Annotated in this window: 23 protein-coding genes and 1 tRNA gene; 13 read left to right on the forward strand and 11 right to left on the reverse strand. The window is 70.2% G+C overall.

Annotated features, from left to right (window positions below; translation table 11 throughout):
• Window positions 1-125: 125 nt before the first annotated feature.
• On the forward strand, window positions 126-2,180 hold the full coding sequence (locus BN159_RS24925) for a nitrate- and nitrite sensing domain-containing protein (RefSeq protein ID WP_015659768.1): 2,055 nt from the start codon (window positions 126-128) through the stop codon (window positions 2,178-2,180).
• Window positions 2,177-2,596, forward strand: a complete 420-nt coding sequence (locus BN159_RS24930) for a roadblock/LC7 domain-containing protein (RefSeq protein WP_015659769.1) — start codon at window positions 2,177-2,179, stop codon at window positions 2,594-2,596. The genes BN159_RS24925 and BN159_RS24930 overlap by 4 nt, the downstream gene beginning before the upstream one ends.
• Window positions 2,597-2,606: 10 nt before the next feature.
• Here BN159_RS24930 and BN159_RS24935 read toward each other — a convergent pair whose 3' ends face one another.
• Complete coding sequence (locus BN159_RS24935; protein ID WP_015659770.1) at window positions 2,607-3,071, reverse strand: winged helix-turn-helix transcriptional regulator; 465 nt, start codon at window positions 3,069-3,071, stop codon at window positions 2,607-2,609.
• Between the two features lie 142 nt (window positions 3,072-3,213).
• Here BN159_RS24935 and BN159_RS24940 point away from each other — a divergent pair, with 142 nt between their 5' ends.
• Entirely contained in the window at window positions 3,214-4,086 is an 873-nt protein-coding gene (locus tag BN159_RS24940) for an aldo/keto reductase family oxidoreductase (protein ID WP_015659771.1), read from the forward strand.
• Window positions 4,087-4,193: 107 nt separating this feature from the next.
• Here the strand turns inward: BN159_RS24940 and BN159_RS24945 are convergent, their stop codons facing one another.
• The 6 genes from BN159_RS24945 to BN159_RS24970 form a co-directional block, all read right to left on the reverse strand.
• Window positions 4,194-4,658 carry a hypothetical protein gene (locus tag BN159_RS24945; protein WP_015659772.1) on the reverse strand — a complete coding sequence of 155 codons (465 nt, stop codon included), beginning with the start codon at window positions 4,656-4,658 and terminating at the stop codon, window positions 4,194-4,196.
• A gap of 237 nt (window positions 4,659-4,895) precedes the next feature.
• Window positions 4,896-5,393: a peptidoglycan-binding domain-containing protein gene (locus tag BN159_RS24950; protein ID WP_015659773.1), complete on the reverse strand. Its 498-nt coding sequence runs from the start codon at window positions 5,391-5,393 to the stop codon at window positions 4,896-4,898.
• A 10-nt stretch (window positions 5,394-5,403) separates the two neighbouring features.
• Complete coding sequence (locus BN159_RS42930; RefSeq protein ID WP_015659774.1) at window positions 5,404-5,862, reverse strand: peptidoglycan-binding domain-containing protein; 459 nt, start codon at window positions 5,860-5,862, stop codon at window positions 5,404-5,406.
• Window positions 5,863-6,300: 438 nt separating this feature from the next.
• Window positions 6,301-6,376: transfer RNA gene (locus tag BN159_RS24960), tRNA-Arg, on the reverse strand.
• Window positions 6,377-6,413: 37 nt separating this feature from the next.
• Window positions 6,414-7,985 (reverse strand): IclR family transcriptional regulator domain-containing protein, encoded by a 1,572-nt coding sequence (locus BN159_RS24965; RefSeq protein ID WP_015659775.1) that lies wholly within the window; start codon window positions 7,983-7,985, stop codon window positions 6,414-6,416.
• Window positions 7,986-8,092: 107 nt separating this feature from the next.
• Window positions 8,093-9,379, reverse strand: a complete 1,287-nt coding sequence (locus BN159_RS24970) for a M6 family metalloprotease domain-containing protein (protein WP_015659776.1) — start codon at window positions 9,377-9,379, stop codon at window positions 8,093-8,095.
• A gap of 259 nt (window positions 9,380-9,638) precedes the next feature.
• On the opposite strand from BN159_RS24970, the gene BN159_RS24975 reads away from it, so the two are divergent.
• Both BN159_RS24975 and BN159_RS24980 read left to right on the forward strand, forming a co-directional pair.
• A complete protein-coding gene (locus tag BN159_RS24975; RefSeq protein WP_015659777.1) occupies window positions 9,639-10,283 on the forward strand; it encodes a TetR/AcrR family transcriptional regulator in 645 nt (214 codons plus the stop codon).
• 104 nt (window positions 10,284-10,387) lie between these two features.
• Window positions 10,388-11,917 carry an MFS transporter gene (locus tag BN159_RS24980; protein ID WP_015659778.1) on the forward strand — a complete coding sequence of 510 codons (1,530 nt, stop codon included), beginning with the start codon at window positions 10,388-10,390 and terminating at the stop codon, window positions 11,915-11,917.
• A gap of 139 nt (window positions 11,918-12,056) precedes the next feature.
• Here BN159_RS24980 and BN159_RS24985 read toward each other — a convergent pair whose 3' ends face one another.
• Window positions 12,057-12,584: a MarR family winged helix-turn-helix transcriptional regulator gene (locus tag BN159_RS24985; RefSeq protein WP_015659779.1), complete on the reverse strand. Its 528-nt coding sequence runs from the start codon at window positions 12,582-12,584 to the stop codon at window positions 12,057-12,059.
• A gap of 104 nt (window positions 12,585-12,688) precedes the next feature.
• On the opposite strand from BN159_RS24985, the gene BN159_RS24990 reads away from it, so the two are divergent.
• From BN159_RS24990 to BN159_RS25000, 3 genes are all read left to right on the forward strand, one after another.
• Complete coding sequence (locus BN159_RS24990) at window positions 12,689-13,474, forward strand: dioxygenase family protein (RefSeq protein ID WP_015659780.1); 786 nt, start codon at window positions 12,689-12,691, stop codon at window positions 13,472-13,474.
• A gap of 399 nt (window positions 13,475-13,873) precedes the next feature.
• Window positions 13,874-14,881 carry a sigma-70 family RNA polymerase sigma factor gene (locus tag BN159_RS24995; protein ID WP_015659781.1) on the forward strand — a complete coding sequence of 336 codons (1,008 nt, stop codon included), beginning with the start codon at window positions 13,874-13,876 and terminating at the stop codon, window positions 14,879-14,881.
• A gap of 461 nt (window positions 14,882-15,342) precedes the next feature.
• Window positions 15,343-16,041, forward strand: a complete 699-nt coding sequence (locus tag BN159_RS25000) for a TetR/AcrR family transcriptional regulator (RefSeq protein WP_231905650.1) — start codon at window positions 15,343-15,345, stop codon at window positions 16,039-16,041.
• A gap of 68 nt (window positions 16,042-16,109) precedes the next feature.
• On the opposite strand, the gene BN159_RS25005 is transcribed toward BN159_RS25000, so the two are convergent.
• A complete protein-coding gene (locus BN159_RS25005; RefSeq protein WP_015659783.1) occupies window positions 16,110-17,081 on the reverse strand; it encodes a helix-turn-helix transcriptional regulator in 972 nt (323 codons plus the stop codon).
• Window positions 17,082-17,207: 126 nt separating this feature from the next.
• On the opposite strand from BN159_RS25005, the gene BN159_RS25010 reads away from it, so the two are divergent.
• The 5 genes from BN159_RS25010 (at window position 17,208) to BN159_RS25030 (ending at window position 23,484) form a co-directional block, all read left to right on the forward strand.
• Complete coding sequence (locus BN159_RS25010; protein ID WP_015659784.1) at window positions 17,208-18,743, forward strand: MFS transporter; 1,536 nt, start codon at window positions 17,208-17,210, stop codon at window positions 18,741-18,743.
• A 206-nt stretch (window positions 18,744-18,949) separates the two neighbouring features.
• A complete protein-coding gene (locus tag BN159_RS25015; RefSeq protein ID WP_015659785.1) occupies window positions 18,950-19,711 on the forward strand; it encodes a DeoR/GlpR family DNA-binding transcription regulator in 762 nt (253 codons plus the stop codon).
• Entirely contained in the window at window positions 19,708-20,655 is a 948-nt protein-coding gene (gene pfkB / locus BN159_RS25020) for a 1-phosphofructokinase (RefSeq protein ID WP_015659786.1), read from the forward strand. The genes BN159_RS25015 and pfkB overlap by 4 nt, the downstream gene beginning before the upstream one ends.
• A 226-nt stretch (window positions 20,656-20,881) precedes the next feature.
• Window positions 20,882-23,125: a PTS fructose transporter subunit IIABC gene (locus tag BN159_RS25025; protein WP_015659788.1), complete on the forward strand. Its 2,244-nt coding sequence runs from the start codon at window positions 20,882-20,884 to the stop codon at window positions 23,123-23,125.
• 104 nt (window positions 23,126-23,229) lie between these two features.
• Window positions 23,230-23,484 (forward strand): hypothetical protein, encoded by a 255-nt coding sequence (locus BN159_RS25030; RefSeq protein WP_015659789.1) that lies wholly within the window; start codon window positions 23,230-23,232, stop codon window positions 23,482-23,484.
• A 20-nt stretch (window positions 23,485-23,504) separates the two neighbouring features.
• Here BN159_RS25030 and BN159_RS25035 read toward each other — a convergent pair whose 3' ends face one another.
• Both BN159_RS25035 and BN159_RS25040 read right to left on the reverse strand, forming a co-directional pair.
• Window positions 23,505-24,251, reverse strand: coding sequence for a DUF6227 family protein (locus BN159_RS25035; RefSeq protein WP_015659790.1), 747 nt, complete (start codon window positions 24,249-24,251; stop codon window positions 23,505-23,507).
• A 158-nt stretch (window positions 24,252-24,409) separates the two neighbouring features.
• Window positions 24,410-25,624 (reverse strand): L,D-transpeptidase, encoded by a 1,215-nt coding sequence (locus tag BN159_RS25040; protein WP_015659791.1) that lies wholly within the window; start codon window positions 25,622-25,624, stop codon window positions 24,410-24,412.
• Window positions 25,625-25,949 lie beyond the last annotated feature (325 nt).

The raw sequence follows: 25,949 nt of genomic DNA on the forward strand, positions 1-25,949 counted from the left end.
CGACACGGTCACGCCGTCCCCGCCAGCGGTGTGAGGGCGGCGCAACTGAAGTCCCCACGGGGTCTAACAGCACGGAAACCGCCCGCAGTTGGCGTCGGGCTAGCGTCGTTGCCATGAGGGTGTGGATGCCATTACGGCCGCTGCCCGGCAGGCTCGGCGCAATCGGCAAGGGTGGTTCGGGGCGCCGCCCCGTACCGGGCTGGGGCAGCATCAAAGGCCGGGTGGCGGTGGTCATCACGGTCCCGATCTGCCTGCTGCTGGCGGTGGCGGGCCTGGCCGTACACGGCCGTGCCGAGGCCCTGGGCGACGCGCGAGCGACCCGCGCCGAGGTCGGCCTGAGCCTGCGGGTCCAGGCGCTGGTGCACCAGCTGCAACGCGAACGCGGCCTGACGAACGGCCTGTTGGGCGGCGAGGACCGATTCCGCACACCACTGGCCACCACGCGCGAACGCGTAGACACCGCACTGCGAGCAATGCGCCCCGAGCAGGCCGTCGAGGGGGTCGTCCAACGGCACCTGTCGCGCCTCGCGGCCGTCCGAGCCGCTGCCGACGAGGAAGCCGCGGGCACAGGCAAGGCCTCCCGGACCGCCACACTCACCTTCTACACGACAGCGGTCGACGCCCTGAACGCCGTAGACCCGGTGGCGGGGACTGCGACGCGCGCCGACCGTCAACTGAGCGACGGCCTGATGGCGTTGCGGGAGCTGGCCGTGGCCAAGGAATCGGTGGCCCTCGAACGAGGCCTGCTCAACGGTGTGTTCGCCGAAGGCGCCTTCCAGGGCGGCGAGTACATCGCCTTCACCGAGGAGCGCGCCACCCGAGAAGCCGCCCTCACCCGCTTCCGCCAGGTCGCCACGGCACCCCAACGGGCCTCTCTGAAGAAGACCTTCGGCACCGAAAACGCCCAACGCGCCACGGCCTACGAGAACCAAGCGCACGACGCAGCCGACGGCTCCGCGCTCCGGGCCGACGCCGGCGCATGGTGGGACGCGATGACGGCACTCGTGGACGATCTGTACGCGGTCCAGCAATCGGTCGGCGACGACGTGCGGAACCGGGCGGACCGCCTGAGTCACGACGCGGAGCTGGCCCTCGCCGCCTATCTCATCGCGGGAACGCTGATAGCCGCCCTGGTCGCGGGCCTGGCCGCGTTCGCCTCCCGCTCCCTCACCCGCCCGCTGGGCGCACTGGCCGAGGCGGCTCACGAAGTGGCGAGGCACCGACTGCCCGCAGCGGTTGCCCGCATCCAACAGTCCCCGGAGACGGACGTCCCGGACGCCCCCGAGTTGCGGATGCCGGGCGGCGCGGCGGAGATCGCCGAGGTGGCGGAATCCCTGCGCCAGGTGGAGCAGACGGCCCTCCGCCTGGCAGCCCAACAGGCGGGCCTACGCCGCAACACCACCGAATCCCTCGCCAACCTGGGCCGCCGCAACCAGAACCTCGTACGCCGCCAACTCGCCCTGATCACCCGCCTGGAACGCCAGGAGCTCGACCCTGACGCCCTGGCTGAACTCTTCGAACTCGACCACCTGGCCACGCGCATGCGCCGCAACGCCGAAAGCCTGCTGGTGCTGACCGCTCAGAACCCGCCCCGGCCGACAGCCGCCCCCGCCGAGGGCCTGGAGGTAGTCCAGTCCGCGGTGGCAGAGGTGGAGCAGTACCAGCGGGTCGTGATCGCGCCGGTGGAGCCGGTGCGGGTACGCGGACACGCCGTGGCCGACGTGGCCCACCTCCTGGCCGAACTGATCGAGAACGGACTGAACTTCTCACCGCCGACGGAACCGGTGGAGGTGCACGGCTGGCACGACCCCGAGGACGGAACGTACTGCTTCGCAGTCGTGGACCACGGCATCGGCATGTCCGCCCCCGACAAGGAACGAGCGACGGCCCGTTTCTCCGGCCCTGACGATTCAGCCCTCCTCACCACGCCCACCCGCTTCCTGGGCCACCTCGTGGTCGGCCGACTGACCCACCGCCTCGGCGAAGGAGCGCAGGTCGAACTCTTCGACTCAACAGGCGGCGGCCTGTCCGCACTAGTAGTCCTCCCCAGCCGCCTACTGGCCCCCGCCCATGAGGCGGCAGCGCCAGCAACCCCCCGCCCCGCCACCTCCCTGCTCAACGGCTTCAGAGCAGGTGTCGCCCGTGCCGAGGCCAGAAGCACACAAGGAGTGTCATCGTGACGACCGCCGTCCAGAGTTTCGGCTGGCTCATCTCGGAATTCGCCCGCACCACCGACGGCGTCACGGACGCCGTCGCCGTCTCCGCGGACGGCCTCCTCATGGCCGCCTCCGACAACCTCACCCGAGACCGCGCCGACCACCTGGCCGCCATCGTCTCCGGCATCACCAGCCTCGCCCAGAACGCGGCCACGGCCCACGGCTTCCACGGCATGAAGCTGGTCATGATCGAGATGTTCGACGGCTTCATCATGCTCAGCCGCATCCGAGACGGTAGCTGCCTGGGCGTCCTGGCCGCCGACGGCTGCGACGTAGGCCTGATCGGCTACGAAATGACGGTCCTGGCCGACCGAGCCGGCACCTTGCTCACCCCGCAACTGATCCACGAACTCAACTCCACGCGCCTGGCGGCGGGTTAGAGGTGAACCGTCAGGGCGTTGGCGTTGCACGGGAGTCGTAGCTCTCACGGTTCCCGAGGACCTCGCCCATGTTCGCCTGCGCCCAGCTTCTGAGCCCGCGCGTCATTTGGTGGAGCGAGAGACCGAGGTCGGTCAGCTCGTAGGTGACGGTGACCGGAACGGTCGGCGTCACGGTACGGGTGAGCAGCCCGTCGCGCTCCAGCGACCGTAGCGTCTGGGTCAGCATCTTCTGACTGACACCGGCCAGGAGACGAGCGATCTCGGAGTAACGCATCGCGCGCGGACCGTCTGGGTGCGCCGCACCGGTCTGGGCCGCCTGACGAGGACTGCCGTCACCGCCCAGCGCACAGAGGATCAGGACGACCCACTTGTCCGAGATCCGATCGAGCAACTGCCGACTGGGGCAAGCGGCCAGGAACACGTTGTACTCCACTTTGGCCTGAGCCCTCTTCTGAGCCGCCTTCGTCGTACTCACAGCTCGCACCTCTCTCTGCTGGGCGGGTTGCGCACTTCAAAGTGCCTACTTCCCTACGGGAAGTTCCTCTCCAATGCTGATGCAGGGAGCCAGAAGGCACCACTCCTTCTCCAAGCACGGCGGCGAAAGGCAAGGAAGACAGATGAGCACACCCGCGCCCTCCCTCCCGGGCGGCACCTGGCCCCTGGGCGACCTGACCGTCACCCGGTTCGGCTACGGCGCCATGCAACTGGCGGGCCCGTGGGTCATGGGCCCGCCCACCGACCGCGAAGGCGCTGTAGCCGTCCTTCGTACGGCGGTCGACCTGGGCATCACCCACATCGACACGAGCGAGGCCTACGGCCCCCGCATCACCAACGAGTTGATCCACGAGGCACTGCACCCCTACCCCGAGTCACTGCACATCGCGACCAAGGTGGGCGCGACCCGCGACGAACAGGGCGGCTGGCCGGTGGCCCGACGCCCCGAAGACCTACGCCGCCAGGTCGAGGACAACCTGAAGTCCCTCCGCCTCGACGCACTCGATCTGGTCAACCTCCGCCTGGGCAACGCGGAGGGCCCCCAACCCGGCTCACTCGCCTCGGCGTTCGAGACGCTCGCCGAACTCCAGCAGAAGGGCCTGATCCGCCACCTCGGAGTAAGCAACGCCACCGCGGAGCAGGTCACCGAGGCGCAGAGCATCGCGCCGATCGTGTGCGTGCAGAACATGTACAACCTGGCCCACCGCCAAGACGACCGGCTCATCGACCACCTAGCCACGACCGGTGTCGCGTACGTCCCCTTCTTCCCCCTGGGCGGCTTCACCCCTCTCCAGTCCGCAGCACTCTCGGCAGTCGCCGCCCGACTGGAAGCGACGCCGATGTCCGTCGCCCTCGCCTGGCTGCTGCGACGATCACCGAACATCCTGCTCATCGCTGGCACATCATCGACGGCACACCTGAGGGAGAACATCGCGGGCGCGGGGGTCTCCCTCTCCGCAGAGGACTTGACCGAACTGAACGAGATCAGCCGCTGAACGCCCGAGTGCTGTCCGCATTGGGCACACAAAAGCCTTCCAGACAGTCCTGGAAGGCTTTTGTTAATGCTGCCCTTGTTCTGCCCTTGATCTTCTGCGCGAACGAGTCAGCCGCAGGCGTGGCCCCACGCCGTGTCGGGCGACCAGGTCTCCTGGCCGGTCGAAGCGCCCCGCCAGCTGAACGTAGCCACGGCGCCGAAGGAGTTGGTGGGCCACCTGCACGGGTCGACGGCGCTGGTGCCGGCCGTGTCCTGGGTGTCGTGCCAGCCGTCGTAGTCGTCCGCGGAGCGCACTGTGATCCACCCTTCGCCGTTGAAGCGCCGGAGCTTCACGTTGGTGACCTTGACCTGGTAACTGCGACCACCTTCGACGTCGACGATCTTCGCCCGCGCCTTGTAGGTGTCGTTCGTCCGGTCCCAATAGACGACAGCGCACCGCTTGACCGCGGTGCCGTGGCATTGCCAATCGACAGCCGCGGAGGCCGAGGCCGGGGTAAAGACGACGGACGCACCGAACGCCGCGGCCACCAACGCGCCGGCAGTTCCCAGCCGGCCCACACGCTTGAGTCCCATGGGATCCCCCTTGTGATCTGTCTTGCGATCAGTCGGAAATTTCAGCGGGAGCCTATGCGGAGACTCGGGTCACTCCCTGCTTCTGTGCAGGCTGGTGGCTCTCCTGTGACAAAGTCAGGGTTTGATCCTCAACTGCGAGGTAGGCCGCGAACGAGTTTCTCCAGGGACTGAGGGGACTGTGGTGGCTGCGACAAGGAACCCAAGTTCCGCCCCCGTACCCGAGCCCGGCTGCGTACGTCAGGCGCCCCACCTGACGTACGCACAGTAGTGGGACGCGTCGAGGTCGCCTGTGCGGGTGTAGAGCGGCCACTTGATGGCCTTGCGCGTGTTGTCGCCGTAGACGCCGTCCACCACAAGACCTGCGCCACTGACCGCGTTCTCCCAGGTCTGGGCGTTCTTCACGGCCTGTTTGGTGGCCGAGCCGAAGACACCGTCCAGCGCGATCTGTTGGTTGTAGCACTTCCGGAGGACGTTCTGGAGGGCCACGACGCCCCAGCCCTGGCTGCCCTGGCCGAGGACGCACCGGGCGTCGCCTGTCCCGTTCTTGGTCGGGACGAAGGTCACGCGGGTGGCGCTGGTCCATGTCCACCAGGCGCTGTCGCAGGACTCCGCCTGGATGACGACGTCACCGGTGGCGTGGGGAGTCGCGATGGCGGGAACGGCGAACGTGCCCATGAGGGCGAGCGCGGCGAGCGAGACGCCTGCGGTGCGAACGGAGTACGGGTTGTGTGTCATCGCGCCTCCTCTAGGAGAGTGTCCAGCACCGGTTCTGAGTGTTGACGAACTCCATGTAGTACGCGGTGTTGGGGCCGTACTGACCGTCCACGGCCAGTCCCGCGTTCTGTGTCTGGTTGTGGAAGCGCTGGACGTTCCTGACGCCTTCCGCGGTGCGCGTCCCGTACTTGCCATCGGCGCCCGCGGAGCCGAGGTTCTGCCCGTAGCACTGGATGAGCGCACGCTGGAGAACCCAGACGGCATGCTGTTGGTCGCCACCCGCGTAGCCGTCGCCCTCGGTGAGAAGGCACCGCCAGTTCCAGTCGTTCGGGGTCGCGGTGGGCATTTCGTTGTACTCGCTGCCCTCGTGCAGGAACGATGTGGCGTGGCAGTGCGGGGTGGCGGCGTACGCGGCGGGGGCGGTGGCGACGCCGCAGAAGGTCAGGGCGACGGCGGACAGGGTGACGATTGCTGATCGACGTATCTGCACGTGTGCTCTCCTTCGGAATGCAGCGGCGGACAATCGCTCAGCCCGGCAGTCTGGCACCGGAGGCGCCCTTCTTGAAGGGACGCGAACAAGATTGTGTCCGTCAGGTCCCTGGCTGACGGAGAATCCGGTGGAGCCGAGATTCAGGTTGCCGATGACGGGGAAGCCGAGCGGGCCGAAGGCAGGAGCGCGGGCGCAGCCGGGGCTTGATGAAGTAGGGAAGGTCATCCCGCTGGGATTACCAGGTTTGCGCGGTGCCCCTGGAGGGCTTGCAGCGGAAGGCCAAGGCCACGATGCGCCGCACGACACCCATCGCGAAGCCACGAGCCGCGTGGATTGGCTTCTGCGGAAGAGGCGCCCTGGTCGTGACTGACCGCTCGCGTTGATGTCAGAAGTAGATGCCAAAGGCCCCGGACCAAGATCGGTCCAGGGCCTTTTCGCTGGTGCCCCCGGCAGGATTCGAACCTGCGACACCCGCTTTAGGAGAGCGGTGCTCTATCCCCTGAGCTACGAAGGCGACAGGCGTCAGCGTACCGGATGTGGTCGGGAGGGGGTCAGGTCATCGGGACGTGGGTGAAGCGGGTGGTGGTGCGGAGGTCGGATTCGATGGCGGTGGCTGTGGTGAGGAGGGGTGGGAGGAGGTGGGTCTCGCAGGCTTCCGGGGTGTGGCGGGCCGCGTGGAGGGAAATGCCTGCCGCGGCGACCACCTTGCCCGCGGCGTCGTGGATAGGGACCGACAGGGTGCGTAGGCCCTGTTCCCGGTCCTCGTCCAGGAGGGCGTGGGGCGTGCCGGTCAGGAGGACCTGGCCCAGGGACGTTGCCGGTGCCGGGAGGCGGGTGCCTGGGGGGATGTCCACGCTCATCACGCCGGGGGCCGTGACTGTTGCCGTGTAGTGGATCTCCTTGCCGTCAGGCGTGAGTACTGCCAGTGACGTCGACTCTTGGATGTGGGTCGTCAGGTCCTTCAGGTGCGGCGTCGCCAGGCGGGGGAGTGTCGTGCGGGACAGTGGGGGGAAGCCCAGGGCGAGGACCGGGGGCGTCAGGGCGAACTTGCGGTCCGTCGGGCGCGTCACCAGGCCCAGGTGTTCGTACGTGATCAGTGACCTTCGGGCCGTTGCCCTCGCCAGGCCCGTTGCCTCGGCGATTTCTGTCAGGGTCAGCTGAGGGCCCGCCTCGTCGAACGCCGTCAGGACCGTCAGGCCCCGGGCCAGGGATTCCACGAAGTCTCGGCCCAGTTCCTGCTTCGAGGAGCCTGTCCACGACGCCAGACCGGAGGGCGGCACCGAGGGCCGCGGGGGTGGTGCCTCGCGCAGGCGGCGCTCCATTGCCGCCACCGCCTTCCGCAGTCGCGGAAGCAGCGCCCTGCTCAAGTCCGTCGCCGTGTGGCGGCTCGTGTGGCTCACCACGCTTGCCACGCAGGCGATCCGGTCACCGGCGGGGGCACGGACGGGGGCCGACAGTGCCACCAGGCCCGGTTCGATCAACTGGTCGTCCAGCGACCAGCCTTCCTCCCGAGCCCAGGCCACACGCCGACCGAACTCCTCCTCCCCGCCCGCCCGTTCCCTCCTCGGCGGTACCGCCGAGAAGCCCCGGTCCTCCGGGTCCCGCGCTCGGCGTTCGCGCCACGCCTCCCACTCCTCGTCCGTCCACTCCGTGGCGAACAGTGGGCCGGGAGCGGTGCGTTCGGCCGGGAGGAGGTCGCCGATGCGGAAGCTGAGGGACATGGCCCGGCGGCGCGTCGCCTGGTGGATGAAGCGGATGCCGTCTCCGTCGGGGACAGCCAGTGAGACTGACTCGTCCAGCTCGTCGGCCAGGGCGTCTGCCGCAGAAGCCAAGAGAGCCGGCAGGCGCAGGGATGCCAGGTACGCGTTGCCCAACTCCATCAGGCGGGGTGCCAGGACCGCGTCCCGGCCGTCGAGACGGACGTACCCCATGCGTGCCAGCGTGGACGTGATGCGGTCGACCGTGGAACGGGCCAGCCCCGTGGCGCGTTCCAGCGCGCTGGGGCTCATCCGCCCGCCCGCCTCCGTCAGCTCCCGCAGAACCGCGACCCCGCGTATCAGCGGCGCGACCGCCTCGGGCGGTACGGCGTCCCCATGGGCGGTGGGCGTGGTCTGTACGGGCATCGGCTCTCCGGTACGGCGATCTCGGCAGCCCTACCGTAATGCCGGGCAGTCGCAGCGCCGGGCCACCGTCATGCCCCTACCCTCGCGCAACCCGCACCACATGCTCCCTACCCTCGCGTAACCCGCACCACATGCTCCTCCGATGACCCCGACGACTCCTGCCCCACACTGATCCGCACGCCTCTCCTCGGATCCCGGAAATCTTCCCCGGGAGTAAAGGGAGCGTCGGACAGTTCCGCGTGGACGTTCGGGCTCCGGGTGCAGCCGCCGCTGTCCTGGAGGCTGTCGTAGACGCGGACCGGGCCCTGGCCGGTGTCCACGTCGGCGTCGACCCGGTAGATCAGGATGCCGGGGCGGCAGACCGCCTCGTCGTTGCCGCCCCGGGCGCGCAGTTCGACGGCGTAGCCGGTGCGGCCGTCGAGGGGGACGAAGATCATCTTGGGGCCGCCGCGGCGGAACAGGGGGGTGAGGGTGTACTCGGTCGTGCCGGAGGCCGTCGCGCAGCGGATCTGGGACGTGTCCAGCCAGCCGAGCTTCCACTTGTGCCAGCCGAGGAGGTCGTTGTTGGCGCCCCAGTCCTCGCTCATGATGTCCCAGTGGCCCACCGCGCCCCCGCCCTCCTGGGTGTAGAGGTCGGGGAGGCCGAAGACATGGCCGTTCTCGTGCGGCAGGACGCGGTAGCCGGTGCGGTCGTAGGTGCCGGAGCCGTCGTCCTGGCGGGAGTAGACGAAGGAGGCGTTCGCGACGGGGACGCCGTCGGCGACCGGGGCCTCGGTGTTGCCGGCGAAGGTGACGGACAGGACCGTGTCCAGGGCCGAGGGGCCGGCGTTGGGGGTCATCAGGACGTTCACGAAGTCGTAGCGGCGGAAGTCCACCTTCGGGTCGGCCGCCGCCACGATGTCCTGGACGAGCTCGCGGTAGCCGGGATCGAAGGGGGCGCCGCGCTCTATGCCGTACTCCTCGAACGGCTTCGGCATGCGCAGCCAGTTCGGGACCGGGGTCTCGGCGCGGTAGTCGAGACGGCCGTAGGAGCTGGTGCGGAACCAGTCCTGGGTCTGGGGGAAGAACTCCCGGAAGCGGTCGAGGGCGCGGCCCTGGCCGCGGGCGTCGGAGAAGTCGACCATCAGGGTCAGGGCGCGGACCTTGCCGGTGGAGCGGGAGTAGCCGCTCGTGGTGGGCACGCCCTCCGACATCTGTACCGACGGACCGCCGGTGATCATGCAGGGGCCGAGTGCCGAGGAGTGGGCCAGCGAGATCGGGCCCGCCTTCGCCGTCGTACCCCGCGCCGAGAGGTGCCCGGAGCCCGCCGAGGTGCTGACCGCCAGGGTCAGCGCGGTCACGGTGGCGAGGGCGGCGACTCGGCGGGGGCGTATCCGACGGCTGGACGGCTGCATGCAGGGGCCCTTCGGTCCGCGGCAGCCGCCGGTCCGACTGCGCCCTTGCGATCACCCTCGGCCGAGGGGGGCGTGGGCGCGCGCTGGAGGAGCCCGAACGTGGCACCCCCGAGAGCTGTGACTCAGGTCACAGGAAATCTCTCGGAAGGTGGGAAATAACCGGGGACCCTCTCCCCGTTTAGACGTGTGTTCGCGTGAAACGGGGAGTGCTTCCCCGGATCGCGACCGAAGGCCGATCAACCACCCGAGGAGGTACGCCGTGCAGACCGCGATCCCCGTCCAGCGCAAGGTGACCCGGCCGCGCGCCGACGCCCTGCGCAACCGGGAGCGGATCGTCTCCGCGGCCCGGGAGATGTTCGTCGAGCACGGTCCGGACGTACCGCTCGACGAGATCGCCCGCCGGGCCGGCGTGGGCAATGCCACGGTGTACCGCAACTTCCCGGACCGCGACGCGCTCGTCCGCGAGGTCGTCTGTTCCGTCATGGACCGTACGGTGGCCGCCGCCGAGACGGCGCTCGCCGAGAACGGCGACGCCTTCGAGGCCCTGGAGCGCTTCGTGCACAGCGCCGCCGACGAGCGGATCAGTGCCCTGTGCCCGATGATCTCCAGCACCTTCGACCAGAACCACCCCGATCTGGAGGCCGCCCGCGAGCGGACCGAGCAGATGATCGCGATGGTCATGGAGCGCGCCAGGGCGGCCGGACAGCTCCGTGCGGACGTCGGTGTCGGTGACCTGATGGTCGCCTGCGCCCAGCTCAGCCGGCCCCCGGCCGGTGCCGGCTGCCTCAGCGTCGACCGATTCGTCCACCGCCATCTCCAGCTGTTCCTGGACGGACTGCGGGCCCCGGCCCGCTCCGAGCTGCCGGGCACGGCCGTCACCTTGGAGGACCTCCGCCAAGTCTGAGTCCTGCCGGGGCGACCGATGAGTCCGGCGCCCGACACCAGTCCCCATTCGCACACCTTTATTCACGTCTTTTTCCGTCACGAAGTCCCGAAGTGGGTACCTCCATGTCTCAAACAGCCGTCAAGGCTCCATCCGTCCCCGATTCCAATCGCTGGAAAGCGCTCGTCTTCATCGCGCTCGCCCAGCTGATGGTGGTCCTCGACGCCACCATCGTGAATATCGCGCTGCCCTCCGCCCAGCAGGACCTCGGCATATCCGACGGCAACCGGCAGTGGGTCGTCACGGCCTACGCCCTCGCCTTCGGTGGTCTGCTCCTCTTCGGCGGCCGCATCGCCGACCTGTGGGGCCGTAAGCGCGCCTTCGTCGTCGGCCTGGGCGGCTTCGCCGCGGCCTCCGCGCTCGGTGGCGCCGCCACCAACGAGGCCATGATGTTCGGCGCCCGCGCCCTCCAGGGTGTCTTCGGCGCCCTGCTCGCGCCCGCCGCGCTCTCCCTGCTCGCCGTGATGTTCACGGACGCCAAGGAGCGCGCCAAGGCGTTCGGCATCTACGGCGCCATCGCCGGTGCCGGCGGTGCCGTCGGTCTGATCCTCGGCGGCTTCCTCACCGAGTACCTGGACTGGCGCTGGACGTTCTTCGTGAACATCCCGTTCGCCGTGATCGCCGCTGCCGGTGCCTGGTTCGTCATCCGTGAGCCCGAGGGCGGCCGCAACCGCAACCCGCTCGACATCCCCGGCGTCCTGCTCTCCACCCTGGGCCTGGTCGCGCTCGTCTACGGCTTCACCCGCGCCGAGTCCAACGGCTGGGGCGACGCGGTGACGGTCGGCATGTTCGTCGCCTCCGGCGTCCTGCTGCTCGCCTTCGTCATCACCGAGGCCAAGGTCAAGGCCCCGCTGCTGCCGCTGCGCGTGGTCACCGACCGCAACCGCGGCGGGATCTACCTCTCGCTGGGCCTCGCCATCATCGGCATGTTCGGTCTGTTCCTGTTCCTGACCTACTACCTCCAGATCGTCCAGGGCTACTCGCCGGTCAAGACCGGCTTCGCGTTCCTGCCGATGATCGTCGGCATGATCACGGGCTCGACCCAGATCGGCACCCGTCTGATGACCCGGGTCGCCCCGCGGCTGCTGATGGGCCCCGGCTTCCTGGTCGCCGCGGTCGGCATGCTGCTGCTGACCCAGCTGGAGGTCGACTCCTCCTACGCCGGTCTGCTGCTGCCCGCGATGCTGCTGCTCGGTCTCGGCATGGGTACGGCGTTCATGCCGGCCATGTCCCTGGCCACCATGGGCGTCAAGCCGCAGGACTCCGGTGTCGCCTCCGCGATGGTCAACACCTCCCAGCAGGTGGGCGGCGCGATCGGTACGGCGCTGCTGAACACGATCGCCGCCTCGGCCACCACCTCCTACGTCGCCGACCACATCGGTGGCGCCGCCTCCAAGTCCCAGCAGCAGCTGGTCCAGCTTGAGGGCATGGTGGAGGGCTACACCAGCGCGATCTGGTTCGCCGTCGGCATCCTGGTCGCCGCCGCGCTGATCGCCTTCACCTTCGTCAACGCCGGCAAGCCGGGCAGCGGTCCGGCCACCGCGTCCGCGGACGGTGCCGAGGAGGAGCTGGCGGTTCCGGTCGTCGCCCACTGACGACCCGGACCCACCTCTTCGGGACGGACCCGTACGTACGGGGAAGGGGACGCCCCGTACGTACGACCCAGGATCGGCCCCGGTTCCTGCCGAGTGAGCGGCTCGGCGGAACCGGGGCCGATCTGCGTCCGGGGCGTGCTCAACGCAGCCAGGGCAGATCCGCACCCGCTTCGTTCGGCTGAAGTCCCTCGGCGACGATCTGCATGATCTCGCCGAGGGACTTCTGCTGTTGCGGGGTGAGCCGGTCGAAGAGCGCGCTGCGTACGGCGGTCACATGGCCCGGCGCGGTCCGCTTCAGCTCCGTCAGGCCCTCGTCCGTCAGCACCGCGAACTGGCCGCGCTTGTCGGAGGGGCAGTCCTCGCGGCGCACCCAGCCGTTCTTCTCCAGCCGGGCGATGGCGTGCGAGAGCCGGGAGCGGGTGATCTTCGCGTGCATCGCCAGCTCGGTCATCCGCAGCCGCCGCTGGGGGGACTCGGCGAGCTTGACGAGCAGTCCGTAGTAGATGTGCGGCATGCCCGCGTCGCGCTGGAGCTGGCGGTCGAGGTGGTCCTCGAGAAGGGTCGTCGCCTGGACGTACGAGCGCCAGACGCGCTGTTCCTCGTCGGTGAGCCAGCGGGGCTCTTGAGCAGGTGCGGGTGCGGGTGCGGGTGCGGGTGCCGTGTTCATGGCTCCACTGTACGAGCAGTCTCCTTGAAACTTAAACGAACCGGGCCTATTCTGAGGTAGAGATTTAGAATTCAAGTAATACGTCAGCCGGAGGAGCCGCCGCCATGATCGCCGCCAGTCAGGAGCGCATGCCCGCGCTCTACCTCAGCCACGGCGCCCCGCCCCTCGCCGACGACCCCGTCTGGCCCGGCGAACTGGCCGCCTGGTCCGCCGGCCTGCCCCGCCCGAAGGCGATCCTGATCGTCTCCGCCCACTGGGAGGAGGCCCCGCTCGCCCTCGGCGCCGTGACCACCGTCCCGCTCGTCTACGACTTCTGGGGCTTCCCCGAGCACTACTACCAGGTGAAGTACGAGGCCCCCGGCGCCCCCGAGCTCGCCGAGTCCGTCCGCAAACTGCTGCGCGCCCCCGGCATCCCCGTGCAGGACATCCCGGACCGCGGCCTCGACCACGGCGCGTACGTCCCGCTCGTGGAGATGTTCCCGGCCGCCGACCTCCCCGTCCTCCAGATCTCCATGCCGACCCTCGACCCGGTCCGGCTGATGGAGATCGGCCGCAAGCTCGCGCCGCTGCGCGACGAGGGCGTGCTGATCGTCGGCTCCGGCTTCTTCACCCACAACCTGGCCGCGCTGCGCCAGGGCGGCATCCCGACCTGGTCGGCGGAGTTCGACGACTGGGGGCGGCGCGCGCTGGAGAACCACGACTGGGACGCCCTGCTGGACTTCCTCCACAAGTCCCCGGCCGGCCGGTACGCCCATCCGCGCACCGAGCACTTCGCCCCGCTGTTCGTGACCATGGGCGCCGCCGAGGCCGGGGGCGAGCTGGACGCTCAGAAGTCGGTCATCGACGGGTTCTGGATGGGGCTGGCCAAGCGGTCGGTGCAGTTCGGCTGACCGGGCGCGGGTGCCGCGTGTTCCCTGGTCATGTGAGTTTTCTGTGAGGTCGCTCGCCCTGGCAACCGTCAGGGGGTGCCGTCCGTCTTCACGGGTGAAGAGTGGCCGACGGCGACGCTCTTCCGGTGTGACCGGGGTCTCGCGTACGCGGGGGTTTCAGGGGTAGGTGAGGGCATCGAGGTGCCCCTCGGTTCCTGGGCTGACCTGCACCTCTTTAGGGGCCGATGGCACCGTCCAGCCCTGTGCGGTTCGACAGGGTACTGCATGATCAGAAAAATAGGGGGACGGGTTGGGAATTCTGTCCTGATTCCAGTCGTTGTTTCCATCGGATGCAGGGCACCCGAGCAGAGTGCCGGGCAACCAGGACCACCCGCCAGCCCACCATCGCAAGGAGCACGCATGGCAACCCGTGCCGTCGCCCGTCGTCAGTCCGCCACCGGCGAGACGGCCGACCGGGCAAGCAGTGTTCGCGCTGTTCGCGCCCATGGCGGCGAGATCGCCGATCGCGACCTGGTCGGCATGTACCTCGACGAGATCGCGCGCACACCGCTGCTCGACGCCGCCAAGGAAGTCGAGCTGAGCCAGATCATCGAGGCGGGTGTGTTCGCGCGACAGGTCCTCGACGGGGACGAGGAGTCCCAGGCGGACGCCTCCCGCGAGGAGCTCGAGGCGCTGGTCGCCGAAGGGGAGCGTGCCAAGGACGTCTTCATCCGCTCCAACCTCCGCCTGGTCGTCGCGGTGGCCCGCCGCTATCCGCGCAGCGGCCTGCCCCTGCTGGACCTGATCCAGGAGGGCAACGCCGGCCTGGTCCGCGCCGTCGAGAAGTTCGACTACCGCAAGGGCTTCAAGTTCTCGACCTACGCGACCTGGTGGATCCGTCAGGCGATCACCCGCTCGATAGCCGACCAGTCCCGGACCATCCGGCTCCCCGTTCACCTGGTGGAGGAGCTCGGCCGGATCCGGCGCGTGCAGCGCGAGTTCAACCGTGAGCACGGCCGGGACCCGGAGCCCGCCGAGATCGCCGCCGAACTCGGCTCCACCCCGGAGCGCGTCGCGGACGTCCTCGACTGGGCCCGCGACCCGGTCTCGCTGAACATGTCGGTGGACGACGAGGGCGAGACCCAGTTCGGCGACCTGCTGGAGGACACCTCGGCGGTCTCCCCGGAGCAGTCCGTGCTGACCCTGCTGCGCAGCGAGGAACTGGACGACCTGATCGGTCGCCTCGACCAGCGCACGGCGTCCATCATCAAGATGCGGTACGGCATCGAGGACGGCCGCGAGCGCACGCTCACCGAGGTCGGCAAGGAGCACGGTCTGACGCGCGAGCGCATCCGGCAGATCGAGAAGCACGCGTTGCTGGAGCTGAAGAAGCTGGCCCGGGACACCGGGTTCGACGCGGCCGCGTAAGAGTCGACCGAGCGTCTGGGGGCGTACGGGGAGCACCGCCGCGTACGCCCGGTGGCGCCGGGTGGCGAAAGACCGCGCAAACATGGCGGTGTAACGCCGCTTCAACCGCCAGGGCCCTGGGAACAACCTTTCAGGGTCCAGGAGTTCGGGCCCGCGATCCCCCCTCGCGGGCCGATCCTGAACCAAGTCCCGTCGCGATAACCCCCCCCGGCGCCGGGACTCTCCCGAGCCGGGTCTCGGCGCCCTAACCCCCCCTGGGCGCCGGGGTCCGGCTCCTTTTGTGCCCAGGGGTGGGCGCCGACTGGGCGCCGCTGGTGGGGGCGGCTGGTGGGTGTGGCTGGCGGGTGTGGCTTGTGCGGCCCTGGCGCCGGGACATGCTGGAAGGCGGGCCACCCCGTACCTGAACCCCGGGGTGGCCCGCCGGATGGCAGATTGTGTCACATGGGCATAGCCTGCCGAATGTGAGTAGCCCCACCCCAGCACCAAACTCCGCCGTACCGCTCTCCCTGACGGAGCGGCGCAAGGCGGAGACGCGTATGCAGATCGCCCGCGCGGCCGCCTCGCTCTTCGTCCGACAGGGCCTGCGCGCCACCCGCGCCGAGGACATCGCCCAGGCCGCCGGCATCGCGCCGCGCACGTTCTACCGGTATTTCGCCACCAAGGAGGAGGCCGTCGCGCCCCTCTACGCGGCGGGCGCGGAGCGCTGGGCACAGGCCGTGCACCTCGCTCCCGCGGAACTGTCCGTCCCCGAGGCGCTGGAACACGCCGTACGGCACACCCTGACGCCGGGGGCCGGGGTGTCGGCGTCCTCCTGGGAATGGGTGCGGACGCTGATCCGACTTGCCGGGTCGAGCCCTGCGCTGGGGAAGGTGTGGGCAGAGGTCTGTCATGCGTCCGAGGGGACGTTGGCGGAGGTTTTGGCCGGGCGGATGCGGGCGGGTTCCCTTAGGACGGGCGCGGTCGACAACGTTGCCGGTGGGTCCGAGCTGAGGTTCGCGGCCGCCGTGGCCGGGGCGGCTGTGCGGGTGGCCGTGGAGTCCTGGGCGGCGGGGGAGGCGCAGGCTGGGGGGCCGGAGGGGCCCGCGGAGTTGGCGCTGCGGAATCTGGCGGTGCTGCGGGACTTTCCTTGGGGGGAAGTGGCGGGGGTGCAGCGGGCGTAGGGGCGCGGGCTGTTGGGGCGTATGTGCGCGGGCTGTTGGGTCGTAGGGACTCCGATTGGTCCTGTTGCTCAGGTGGTCGTGGCCGCCGCTCTTGTCAGGCGGCCGCCCAAGTCCCGTACGCATTGGATCAGTTCCGCGGGCTCGTGGACGGTGAACTCGCAGTCGACCATGGCCAGGCGCACCGCCAGCCACTCCACCGCGTCGCCGGTCGTGGCGCGGAGGCGACAGGTGTGGTCGTCGACCGGCTCCGGGGCGCCCAGCCACTTGGGTACGCGGGCCGCGATGAACTGGGCCGGTGCGGCGAAGGTGACCGCGAACTCGTAGGTCTCCTGGCGTCGGTACATCGACTGGCGTAGGTAGTCGGCCGCGTTGCCCGTCGGGAGCTCGCGGGGGGTGAAGCGGGCGCCCGTGGCGAAGGGTTCGGTGACGCGGTCGACGCGGAAGGTGCGCCAGTCCTCGCGGTCGAGGTCGTAGGCGACGAGGTACCAGCGGCGGCCGGTGGAGACGAGCCGGTAGGGCTCGGCGAGGCGGCGGGACTCCGTGCCGTCGCCCGCGCGGTAGGCGAACCTCAGCCGTTCCTGGCCGGCCACCGTCGAGGCCATCACGGTCAGCGTCTCCGGGGCGATGCTCGCTCCGTCGCCGCTGGTCAGCGGGGTGGTCGCGGCCTGGAGGGTGGAGACGCGGTGGCGCAGGCGGCTGGGCAGGACCTGCTCCAGCTTGGCGAGCGCCCGTACCGAGGCCTCGTCCACGCCCTCGACCGCGTGCCCGGCGCCCGCGCGCAGGCCGACCGCGATGGCGACCGCCTCCTCGTCGTCGAGGACGAGCGGCGGCATCGCCTTGCCCGCGACCAGCCGATAGCCGCCGTCGGCACCCTTGGTCGCCTGTACCGGATAGCCGAGCTCACGCAGCCGGTCGATGTCCCGGCGGACCGTGCGCCGGGACACCCCGAGCCGCCCGGCGAGCTCGCCGCCGGGCCATTCGCGGGGCGTCTGGAGGAGGGAGAGGAGCTGGAGGAGCCGGGCCGGAGTATCTGTCGTCATGCATCCGAGGATGCCGCAGAACTAGGACACGATCTGACCTATAGGGGTCCTATCTTCTTTCACATGACCTCCAGCCAGCCTCATCCCGAAACATCCGCGGGCAGCACATCCGCAGGCGAAGCCTCCATGGGCGACAAGCGTCGGTGGTTCGCCCTGGCGATCGTCATGACCGCCGCCTTCATGGACCTCGTCGATGTCACGATCGTCAACATCGCGATCCCGTCCATCCAGCAGAACGCCGGCGCCACCGAGAGCCAGATCCAGTGGATAACGGCCGGTTACGCCCTGGCCTTCGCCGCGGGCCTGATCACCGGCGGACGTCTCGGCGACATCCACGGCCGTAAGAAGCTGTTCCTCATCGGCATCGGCGGCTTCACGATCGCCTCCGCGCTGTGCGGATTCGCGGCGAACCCGGAGATGCTGGTCGCCTCCCGCATCCTCCAGGGCGGGATGGCGGCGCTGATGGTGCCGCAGGTCCTGTCGATCGTGCACGCGACCTTCCCGGCGCACGAGCGCGGCAAGGTGTTCGGGCTGTTCGGCGCGGTCGTGGGGCTCGGCGCGGTCAGCGGTCCACTGCTCGGCGCGCTGCTGACCGAGTGGAACCTCTTCGGTCTGGAATGGCGCCCGATCTTCCTCATCAACCTGCCGGTCGGCATCGCCGGCCTGATCCTCGGCAGCCGTTTCATCACCGAGTCCAAGGCGGCACGCGCCCCGAAGCTGGACCTGGTGGGCGTGGCCCTGGTGACCCTCGGCCTGCTGATGCTGCTCTACCCGCTGACCCGCGGCCGTGAGCTGGACTGGCCGGTGTGGGGTTACGTGTCGATGGCCGGCTCGCTCGTCGTGCTCGCGGTGCTGGTGGCGTACGAGCGGCGCAAGAGCGCGCGGGACGGGTCGCCGCTGGTCGAGCTGTCCCTGTTCAAGGTGAAGAGCTTCGCCGCGGGCATCGCCGTACAGACCGTGTTCGGTGTCGCGCTCGGCATCTTCTTCCTGGTGTGGACGCTGTACATGCAGATGGGCCTGGGCTGGAGCCCGCTGAAGGCGGGTCTGACCGGGGTGCCGTTCTCGATCGCGGTCTCCACGGCGGCGGGTCTTTCGGTGCAGAAGCTGGTGCCGCGGTTCGGGCGGGGCGTCCTCCAGGCGGGCGCGCTGGTGCTCGGGCTCGGTGTGCTGCTCTACATGTGGGAGTCCGAGCGGTACGGCCTTGGCATCGAGCCCTGGCAGATGGCGTTTCCGCTGGTCGTGATGGGTGCGGGGATGGGTCTGATCGTGGCTCCGCTGACCGACGCGATCCTCTCCGAGGTGCCGCGCGAGCACGCGGGGTCGGCGTCGGGGCTGATCAACACCGTGCAGCAGATGGGCAATGCGCTGGGGCTCGGTCTGGTGTCGGTGGTGTTCTTCGGGGTACTGGACGACAAGCTCGGGGGGCTGGGCTCGGGGGAGTCCGAGGGTGCCGCGAGTGCCGCCGCGCAGACCGTCGTCGGGTCGGCCTTCGCGGACGCCTTCCAGAACGCGCTGGGCTGGGTGGCAGTGGTGATGGGCGCCATCTTCCTGCTGATGTTCGCGCTGCCTCGGCGGACTGCGCAGCATGTGGAAGGGGCCGCCGACGAGGCTGAGTCGGCGGAGGCCGTGGGCGAGGCGCGGGAGACGGTGGCGGTCGCCTGAAGCTGACGTAACACCTGGAGCAAGGGCCCTGCGCTGTCGAGCGCGGGGCCCTTCCGTCTGCGCGGAAGTCCGTTCATGCCCGTCTGCGTCCGCGCCTCATGTCTGTTCATGCCCGAGTTGCGCCCGAACCTGTTTACTTTCCGGAAATCCCGGCGTAGCCTCCGGGTGAATCCACAAGTTCGGGCACTGGTCGGAGGCGAACGGACATGTACGCACCGGAGCGGCAACAGGAGATCCTTCGGCTCGCGCGCGACGGCGGCCGGGTGGACGTGCTGTCGCTCGCCGAGGAGTTCCAGGTGACGGCGGAGACGATCCGCCGGGACCTGAAGGCCCTGGACCGCGCCGGCCTGGTACGCCGGGTGCACGGCGGCGCCATCCCCGTCGGCCGCCTCGACTTCGAGCCGGACCTCGCCGAACGCGAGTCCACCGCCGCCGACGAGAAGGACCGCATCGCCAAGGCCGCCCTCGCCGAACTCCCGGCCGAGGGCACGATGATCCTCGACGCCGGTACGACCGTCGCGCGGGTCGCGGGCGCCCTCCCGCTGGAGGCCTCGCTCACCGTCGTCACCCACAGCCTGCCCATCGCGGCCCGCCTCGCGGACCACCCCGGCATCCAGCTCCATCTCGTCGGGGGGCGCGTACGACACCGTACGCGCGCCGCCGTGGACGCCTGGGCGCTGCGGGCGTACGGCGAGATCCGGGCCGATGTCCTCTTCGTGGCCGCCAACGGCTTCTCCGCCGACCATGGTCTGACCACCCCCGACCTCGCCGAGGCTGCGGTGAAGCGCGCGGCGGTGGCCGCGGCCCGCCGGGTGGTGCTGCTCGCCGACTCCTCCAAGCACGGCCAGGAGCACTTCGCCCGCTTCGGCGACCTGAGCGACGTGGACCTGTTGATCACCGACAGCGGGCTGAGCCCCGAGGACGCCGCCGCCATCGAGCGCGGCGGCACGGAAGTAGTGCGCGCATGATTCTCACCGTCACCCCCAACCCGTCCCTGGACCGCACCTACGAGGTTCCCTCGCTCGACCGCGGTGAGGTCATCCGCGCCACCGGCGAGCGCATGGACCCGGGCGGCAAGGGCGTGAACGTCTCGCGCGCCGTCGCGGCCGCCGGACGGCGCACGGTCGCGGTGCTGCCCCTGGGAGGTGCGCCGGGGGCGCTCGTCGCCGATCTGCTCGACGCGCAGGGCATCGAGGTCGCGCCGGTACCGGTCGCCGGAGCCACCCGCTCGAACATCGCGCTCGCGGAGTCGGACGGGGTGCTGACGAAGATCAACGCGCCGGGTCCGGAACTGTCGGCGGAGGAGCAGGAACTGCTTCTGGAGACGGTGCGGGCGCAGTCGCGTGACGCGGACTGGATCGCGTGCTGCGGGAGCCTGCCGCGTGGGCTCGCGCCGGCGTGGTACGCCGATGTGGTCGCGCGGGTGCACGCGGGGGGCGCGCGGATCGCGCTGGACACCTCGGGGCGTGCGCTGCTGGAGGCGCTGCGTGAGCGGCCGGATGTGGTGAAGCCGAACGCCGAGGAGCTCGCGGAGGCCGTCGGGCGCCCCCTGTCGACGGTGGGCGACGCGGTGAAGGCGGCCGAGGAGTTGCGCGAGATGGGCGCGCGCGCCGTGCTCGCGAGCCTGGGCGCGGACGGGCAGCTGCTCGTGGACGGCGCGGGCGCCTGGTTCGGCAGCGCGCGCGTGGATGTCGTGCGCTCCAACGTCGGCGCGGGCGACTCCTCGCTCGCGGGCTTTCTGATCGCGGGCGGCAGCGGCCCGGAGGCGCTGGCCTCCGCCGTCGCGCACGGCGCCGCCGCCGTGCAGCTGCCCGGCAGTGTCATGCCGTCGCCGGCCGACCTGGACGCGTCCGCGGTGACGGTCACGGCGGAGGTGCCGGTGGATCGCGTACTGAAGGAGCCGGTGTCATGACGTACTTCCTGTACTCCGAGGCGCCCCTCACGTTGACTTCGAAGCGGCGAGGCTCCCCGTTACTCGCCGCGGACCACGGGACGCAGGGCCACCTGAGCCGCCCTGCTTCCCGAGGGAGGCGGGGCTTCCCCGGCCCCGCCTCCACCCCCTCCCCTCACTGCACCACCCCCGTCCCCACCCCCGCCCACCCCGCTCCCCGGGCGATACGCGTGCGAAGGAGCCCGCGATGACCGACATGATCACCGCGGACCTGGTCGACCTCGACCTGTCCGCCGAAACCAAGGAAGCGGCGGCCCGTGCCCTCGCCGAGCGCATGGTCGCCCTGGGCCGGGTGACCGACCTGGACGGCTTCCTCGCCGACGTCGCCGCCCGCGAGGCCCAGATGCCGACCGGCCTCGACGGCGGCATCGGCATCCCGCACTGCCGCAGCGAACACGTCACCGAGCCCACACTCGCCTTCGGGCGCAGCGCGGCCGGCATCGACTTCGGTGCGGCGGACGGTCCGGCGGACCTGATCTTCCTCATCGCGGCACCGGCGGGCGCGGACGACGCCCACCTCACGATCCTTTCCTCCCTCGCCCGGCAGCTGATGAACGCGGAGTTCACGGACGCGCTGCGGTCGGTGGGGGACGCGGGGTCGGCGGCGGCGCTGATTCGGGGGGAGGAGGTGCGGGGCGCTGGCGCTGGCTCTGGCGTGGGGGCGCCTGCTGTTTCTGAGGGCGCTGCGCAGGGCGTGCACGGCGCTTCGGACGGCGCTTCCGAGGGCGCGCACGGCGCTGAAGGGAGCGCTAGCGGCGCTGTTGGGGGCTCACACGGCGCGCAGAGCGTCGCCAAGGACTCCGCTGCGGCGCCGGGGGCGGCCTCCGCCGGCGCCGCAGCGGGCAGCACGGCCCCGGCGCCGGGCGCGGACGCCGAGAGCGCAACCGCCCCGGCGCCGGGCGCCACCGTCACCACCGACGAGCGCCCCTTCCGTATCGTCGCCGTCACCTCCTGCCCGACCGGCATCGCCCACACCTACATGGCGGCCGAGTCCCTGGAGAACGCCAGCCGCGACGCGGGCGTCGAACTCGTCGTCGAGACCCAGGGCTCGGCCGGATTCACCCGGCTCGACCCGGCGGTCATCGCGGCGGCGGACGGCGTGATCTTCGCGCACGACGTACCCGTACGCGACAAGGACCGCTTCGCCGGCAAGCCGACGGTCGACGTCGGCGTGAAGGCGGGCATCAACCGCCCGGCGGAACTCATCACCGAGGTGCGCGGGAAGGCGGCGCGCGGGGAGGTGAGCGCGGGAGCACCCGCGGGAGCGGGCACGCCGGTCGAGCGCGCCGGTGACGCCGGTGAGGGCTACGGCACGAAGCTGCGCAAGTGGCTGATGTCCGGCGTCAGCTACATGGTCCCGTTCGTCGCCGCAGGCGGTCTGCTGATCGCCCTCGGCTTCGCGATCGGCGGCTACGAGATCAACAAGGCGCCGTCGGTGATGGACCACTTCGTGTGGACCCAGGCCGACAGTTGGGGTGCGCTGCTCTTCCAGATCGGCGGCGTGGCCTTCGGCTTCCTCGTCCCGGTGCTGGCTGGTTACATCGCCTACGGCATGGCGGACCGGCCAGGTCTCGTGCCCGGATTCGTCGGCGGCGCGATCTCGCTGACCATCAACGCAGGCTTCCTGGGCGGCCTGGCGGCCGGTCTGATCGCCGGTGGCGTGGTGATGGCGATCCAGCGCGTGAAGATCCCGGCGTCGCTGCGCGGCATCATGCCGGTGGTGGTGATCCCGCTGATCTCCTCGGCGATCGTCGGCTTCCTGATGTTCGTGGTCATCGGCAAGCCCATCGCCGAGGCGCAGAAGGGCATGACCGACTGGCTGAACGGCCTGTCCGGCACCAACGCCCTCCTGCTCGGCGCCCTGCTCGGCCTGATGATGTGCTTCGACCTCGGCGGCCCGGTCAACAAGGTCGCCTACGCCTTCGCCACGGCCGGGATCGCCGTCGCCGACCCGAGCGACTCCGCGATGAAGGTCATGGCCGCGGTGATGGCCGCCGGTATGGTCCCCCCGCTGGCAATGGCGCTGGCCACGACGGTCCGCGGCAAGCTCTTCACGCAGACCGAGCGCGAGAACGGCAAGGCCGCCTGGGTCCTGGGCGCCTCCTTCATCTCCGAGGGCGCCATCCCGTTCGCCGCGGCGGACCCGCTGCGTGTGATCCCGGCCTCGATGGCGGGCGGCGCGGTCACCGGCGCGCTGTCCATGGCCTTCGACGCCACCCTGCGCGCCCCGCACGGCGGCATCTTCGTGGTCCCGCTGATCGGCAACCCGCTGCTGTACCTGGTCGCCATCGCGGCGGGCGTCTGCGTCACCACCGCCCTGGTCGTCGTCCTGAAGGGCATGCGCAAGCCCGCCCCGGGCGCGACACCCACGGGCAACGGCACCGGCACGGCGACCGCGGCCACGGAGCCCAAGCAGCCGGTGGCCGCCTGAGCCCGGGGGCGCCCCTATTAAGGAGCTGTGAGTCGTTCACGGCACCTGCGAGATACGTCACGGTCCGGGGCCAAAGTCCCGGACCGTGGTGTGTACTGGGGCGCATGCCTGAGGACGTCTCGATCTTCCAGCTGCTGGGCGCGGGCCTGCTCGCCCTGCTGACTGTCGTCTGGGCGATCGGCCTGGCCCGCGTCCTGCGCGCCACCCGCCCCGACGCCGCACGCCGGCCCACCGACCCCGCGCTGTCCGCCCTCCCGCACCAGCGGCAGGCGGGCCCGCACCGGGAGTCGGTACCGCTCACCCCGGCCGAACAGGACGCGTTCGCAGGCTTGGTACGGCAACTCAGCGACGGGCGCTGAGCCGCGGGCGCCGGCGCGCGCTACGACACCTGCGCCGCCCGCCGCTCCATCGCGTCCCGCGCCTCGTCCTCGCTGACGTACACCTCGCACATGTGCCGCCCGTCCGGCGTCGCCGTGTGCTCGACCTCCCACAGGGAGATCTCCTTGCCGTCGCGCAGCAGGAAGGCGTGCTCGTAGAGCGAGAAGCACAGCGCGGCGCGCACCGCACGGCACGGGCGCCCGAAAGCCTGCGTGATCTGATGCGCGAACGCCGTGGTCAGCAGCGCGGCGGTGTCCGCGTCCGGCCGGTCGGTGTTCTCCGCGCGGCGCAGGAGCCGGCGCGCGTGGTCGGCGGAGTCGTCCGGCACGTACGCGTGGCGCGGCGCGTGCACAGGGGACAGCTGCACCGTCACGGGCAGCTCGAAGTCCGGGGCGTCCGGCGGCAACGGCAGGCGCGCGGTGGCGGCGCGCAACTCCTCCTCGTCGACGTACACCTCGTGCTGCGGCGCGCTGCCCGGCGCGGTGTTGTGAACGAGCTCCCACAGGGTGAGCGCCGAGCCGTCGGCGAGCAGCCAGGTGTGCCGGTACGTCTCACGGTGCCGGCCCGCGCTGTGGTGCGCGGAGTGCAGCGAACTGTCGTGCGCCAGCACGCAGTCGAGTCGCCGTATCACCTCGTCCGGCAGCTCGAAGGAGTTCAGGGCACGGCCGAGCAGTCGCGCGAGGTGCTCCTCCGGAGACTCCGGCGACTCGTGGGGTTCGTACGCTGCCGTCTCGTACGGAACGCTCAAGGCTTCTCCCGGCGTTGCTGCATGTCACCTTGTGGGTGCATACCGTAGCCCCTCGGTCGGACATCATGTCCGGGAACCGAGAAAACGTACGCACTTAAAACGTCGGGGCCGCGCGGTTGGTTCCCGCGCGGCCCCGACGAACCGTCAGAACGACCTGCTCAGGCGTCACTTCCCGCAGTCCACTCGCTCCACGGCAGGTTCCACCCGTTGAGCCCGTTGTCCGGCGCCACCGACTTGTCGGGGGAGTTCTTGACGATCACCACATCACCGATGAGCGAGTTGTCGTAGAACCACTTCGCCGTCGTGTCGCCCTGCGCGCCTTGCACGTCCTGAAGCCCGACACAGCCGTGACTGGTCCCCGCCTGCCCGAACGGCGGGTTGCCCTTGTTGTACCAGTAGTTGCCGTGCAGGAACGTCCCCGAGGTCGTCAGCCGCATCGCGTGCGGCACATCCGGGATGTCGTACGCGTCGGCCAGATTCACCGTCTGGCTGTCCATCCGCGTCTCCACGAGCTTCTCGGAGATCACCATCTGCCCGTTGTACGTCGGGAACTCCGCGCTCCCTGCCGAGATCGGCACCGACTTGAGCGTCTTGCCGTCCCGCGTGACCGTCATGGTCTGCGTGTTGACGTCGACCGTGGAGACCTGCGACCGCCCGATGGTGAAGGTCACGGTCTTCTTCTGCACCCCGTGCACGCCGTTCGCGCCCTCGACCCCGTCCAGGTCGATCTTCATCGTGACCTTGGAGCCGGCCTTCCAGTACTCCTCGGGCCGGAAGTCGAGCCGCTGCTCTCCGAACCAGTGCCCGACGACCTTCTGCCCGCTGCTCGACGTGACGGTGATGCCCGACTGCACGGCCTTCTTGTCGCTGATCGCCTTGTCGAAGGTGAACGACACCGGCATCCCGACGCCCACCGTCGTCCCGTTGTCCGGCGTGTACGTCCCGATGAAGCTGTTCTCCGGCGACACCGTGGTGAAGCTGGACTTGGCGGCCGCGCTCTTCCCGTCCTCGCCCTTCGCCTTCGCCGCTATCTCGTACTCGGTCCCGCGCTCCAACTGCTCCTTCGGCTTCCAGCTGCCGCCGTCCGCCGATATCGCCCCCGGCACGGCCTGCCCCGTCTCCGCCACCGTCATCTTCACGTCGGTGAGCCGACCGCCGCTGACCTTCACGCCGGTCGAGTTGATCGACGCCCCCGACGAACCGTTCTTCGCGGAGATCACGATCTTCGCGCCCGACGTCTTGGCGGCGTCGCCACCCTTGTCGTCATTCTTGGCGTTGGCGCTGCCGCCGCAGGCGGTCAGGGTGAGGGCGCCGACCACCAGGACGGCACAGGTCCCCAGTACGCGCCGCGCTGCTTTGTCCGGCGTTGTCACAGGCTGCTCCATGTTCGCGTGATGTGCGTGGTCCGATCCGGTGCGTGCAGATAGAGGGGATCCCCGAGGGGTCGGGTTCCCTCCGTTCGCCATGAACGCCGTCACGTGACAGAACCGGGACATTCGGGAGTGGGAGTGGGGCGGGTGTGACCCGGGAGGCGGCGCACGGCGCACGTCATTGAGCGCGCAACCTGCATGGCTCGAACGCCGGTTGGGGCACCGCGCTTCGCTGTGCGCGCCGCCCGCCTCCGCCTCTGCCCCACCTCCGCCTCACGCGGCCGCGCCCGGCACGGCGGCGCGCAACCCAACCCCCGCGCCAGCGCGA

The sequence above is a fragment of the Streptomyces davaonensis JCM 4913 genome, assembly GCF_000349325.1.
Taxonomy (GTDB): domain Bacteria; phylum Actinomycetota; class Actinomycetes; order Streptomycetales; family Streptomycetaceae; genus Streptomyces; species Streptomyces davaonensis.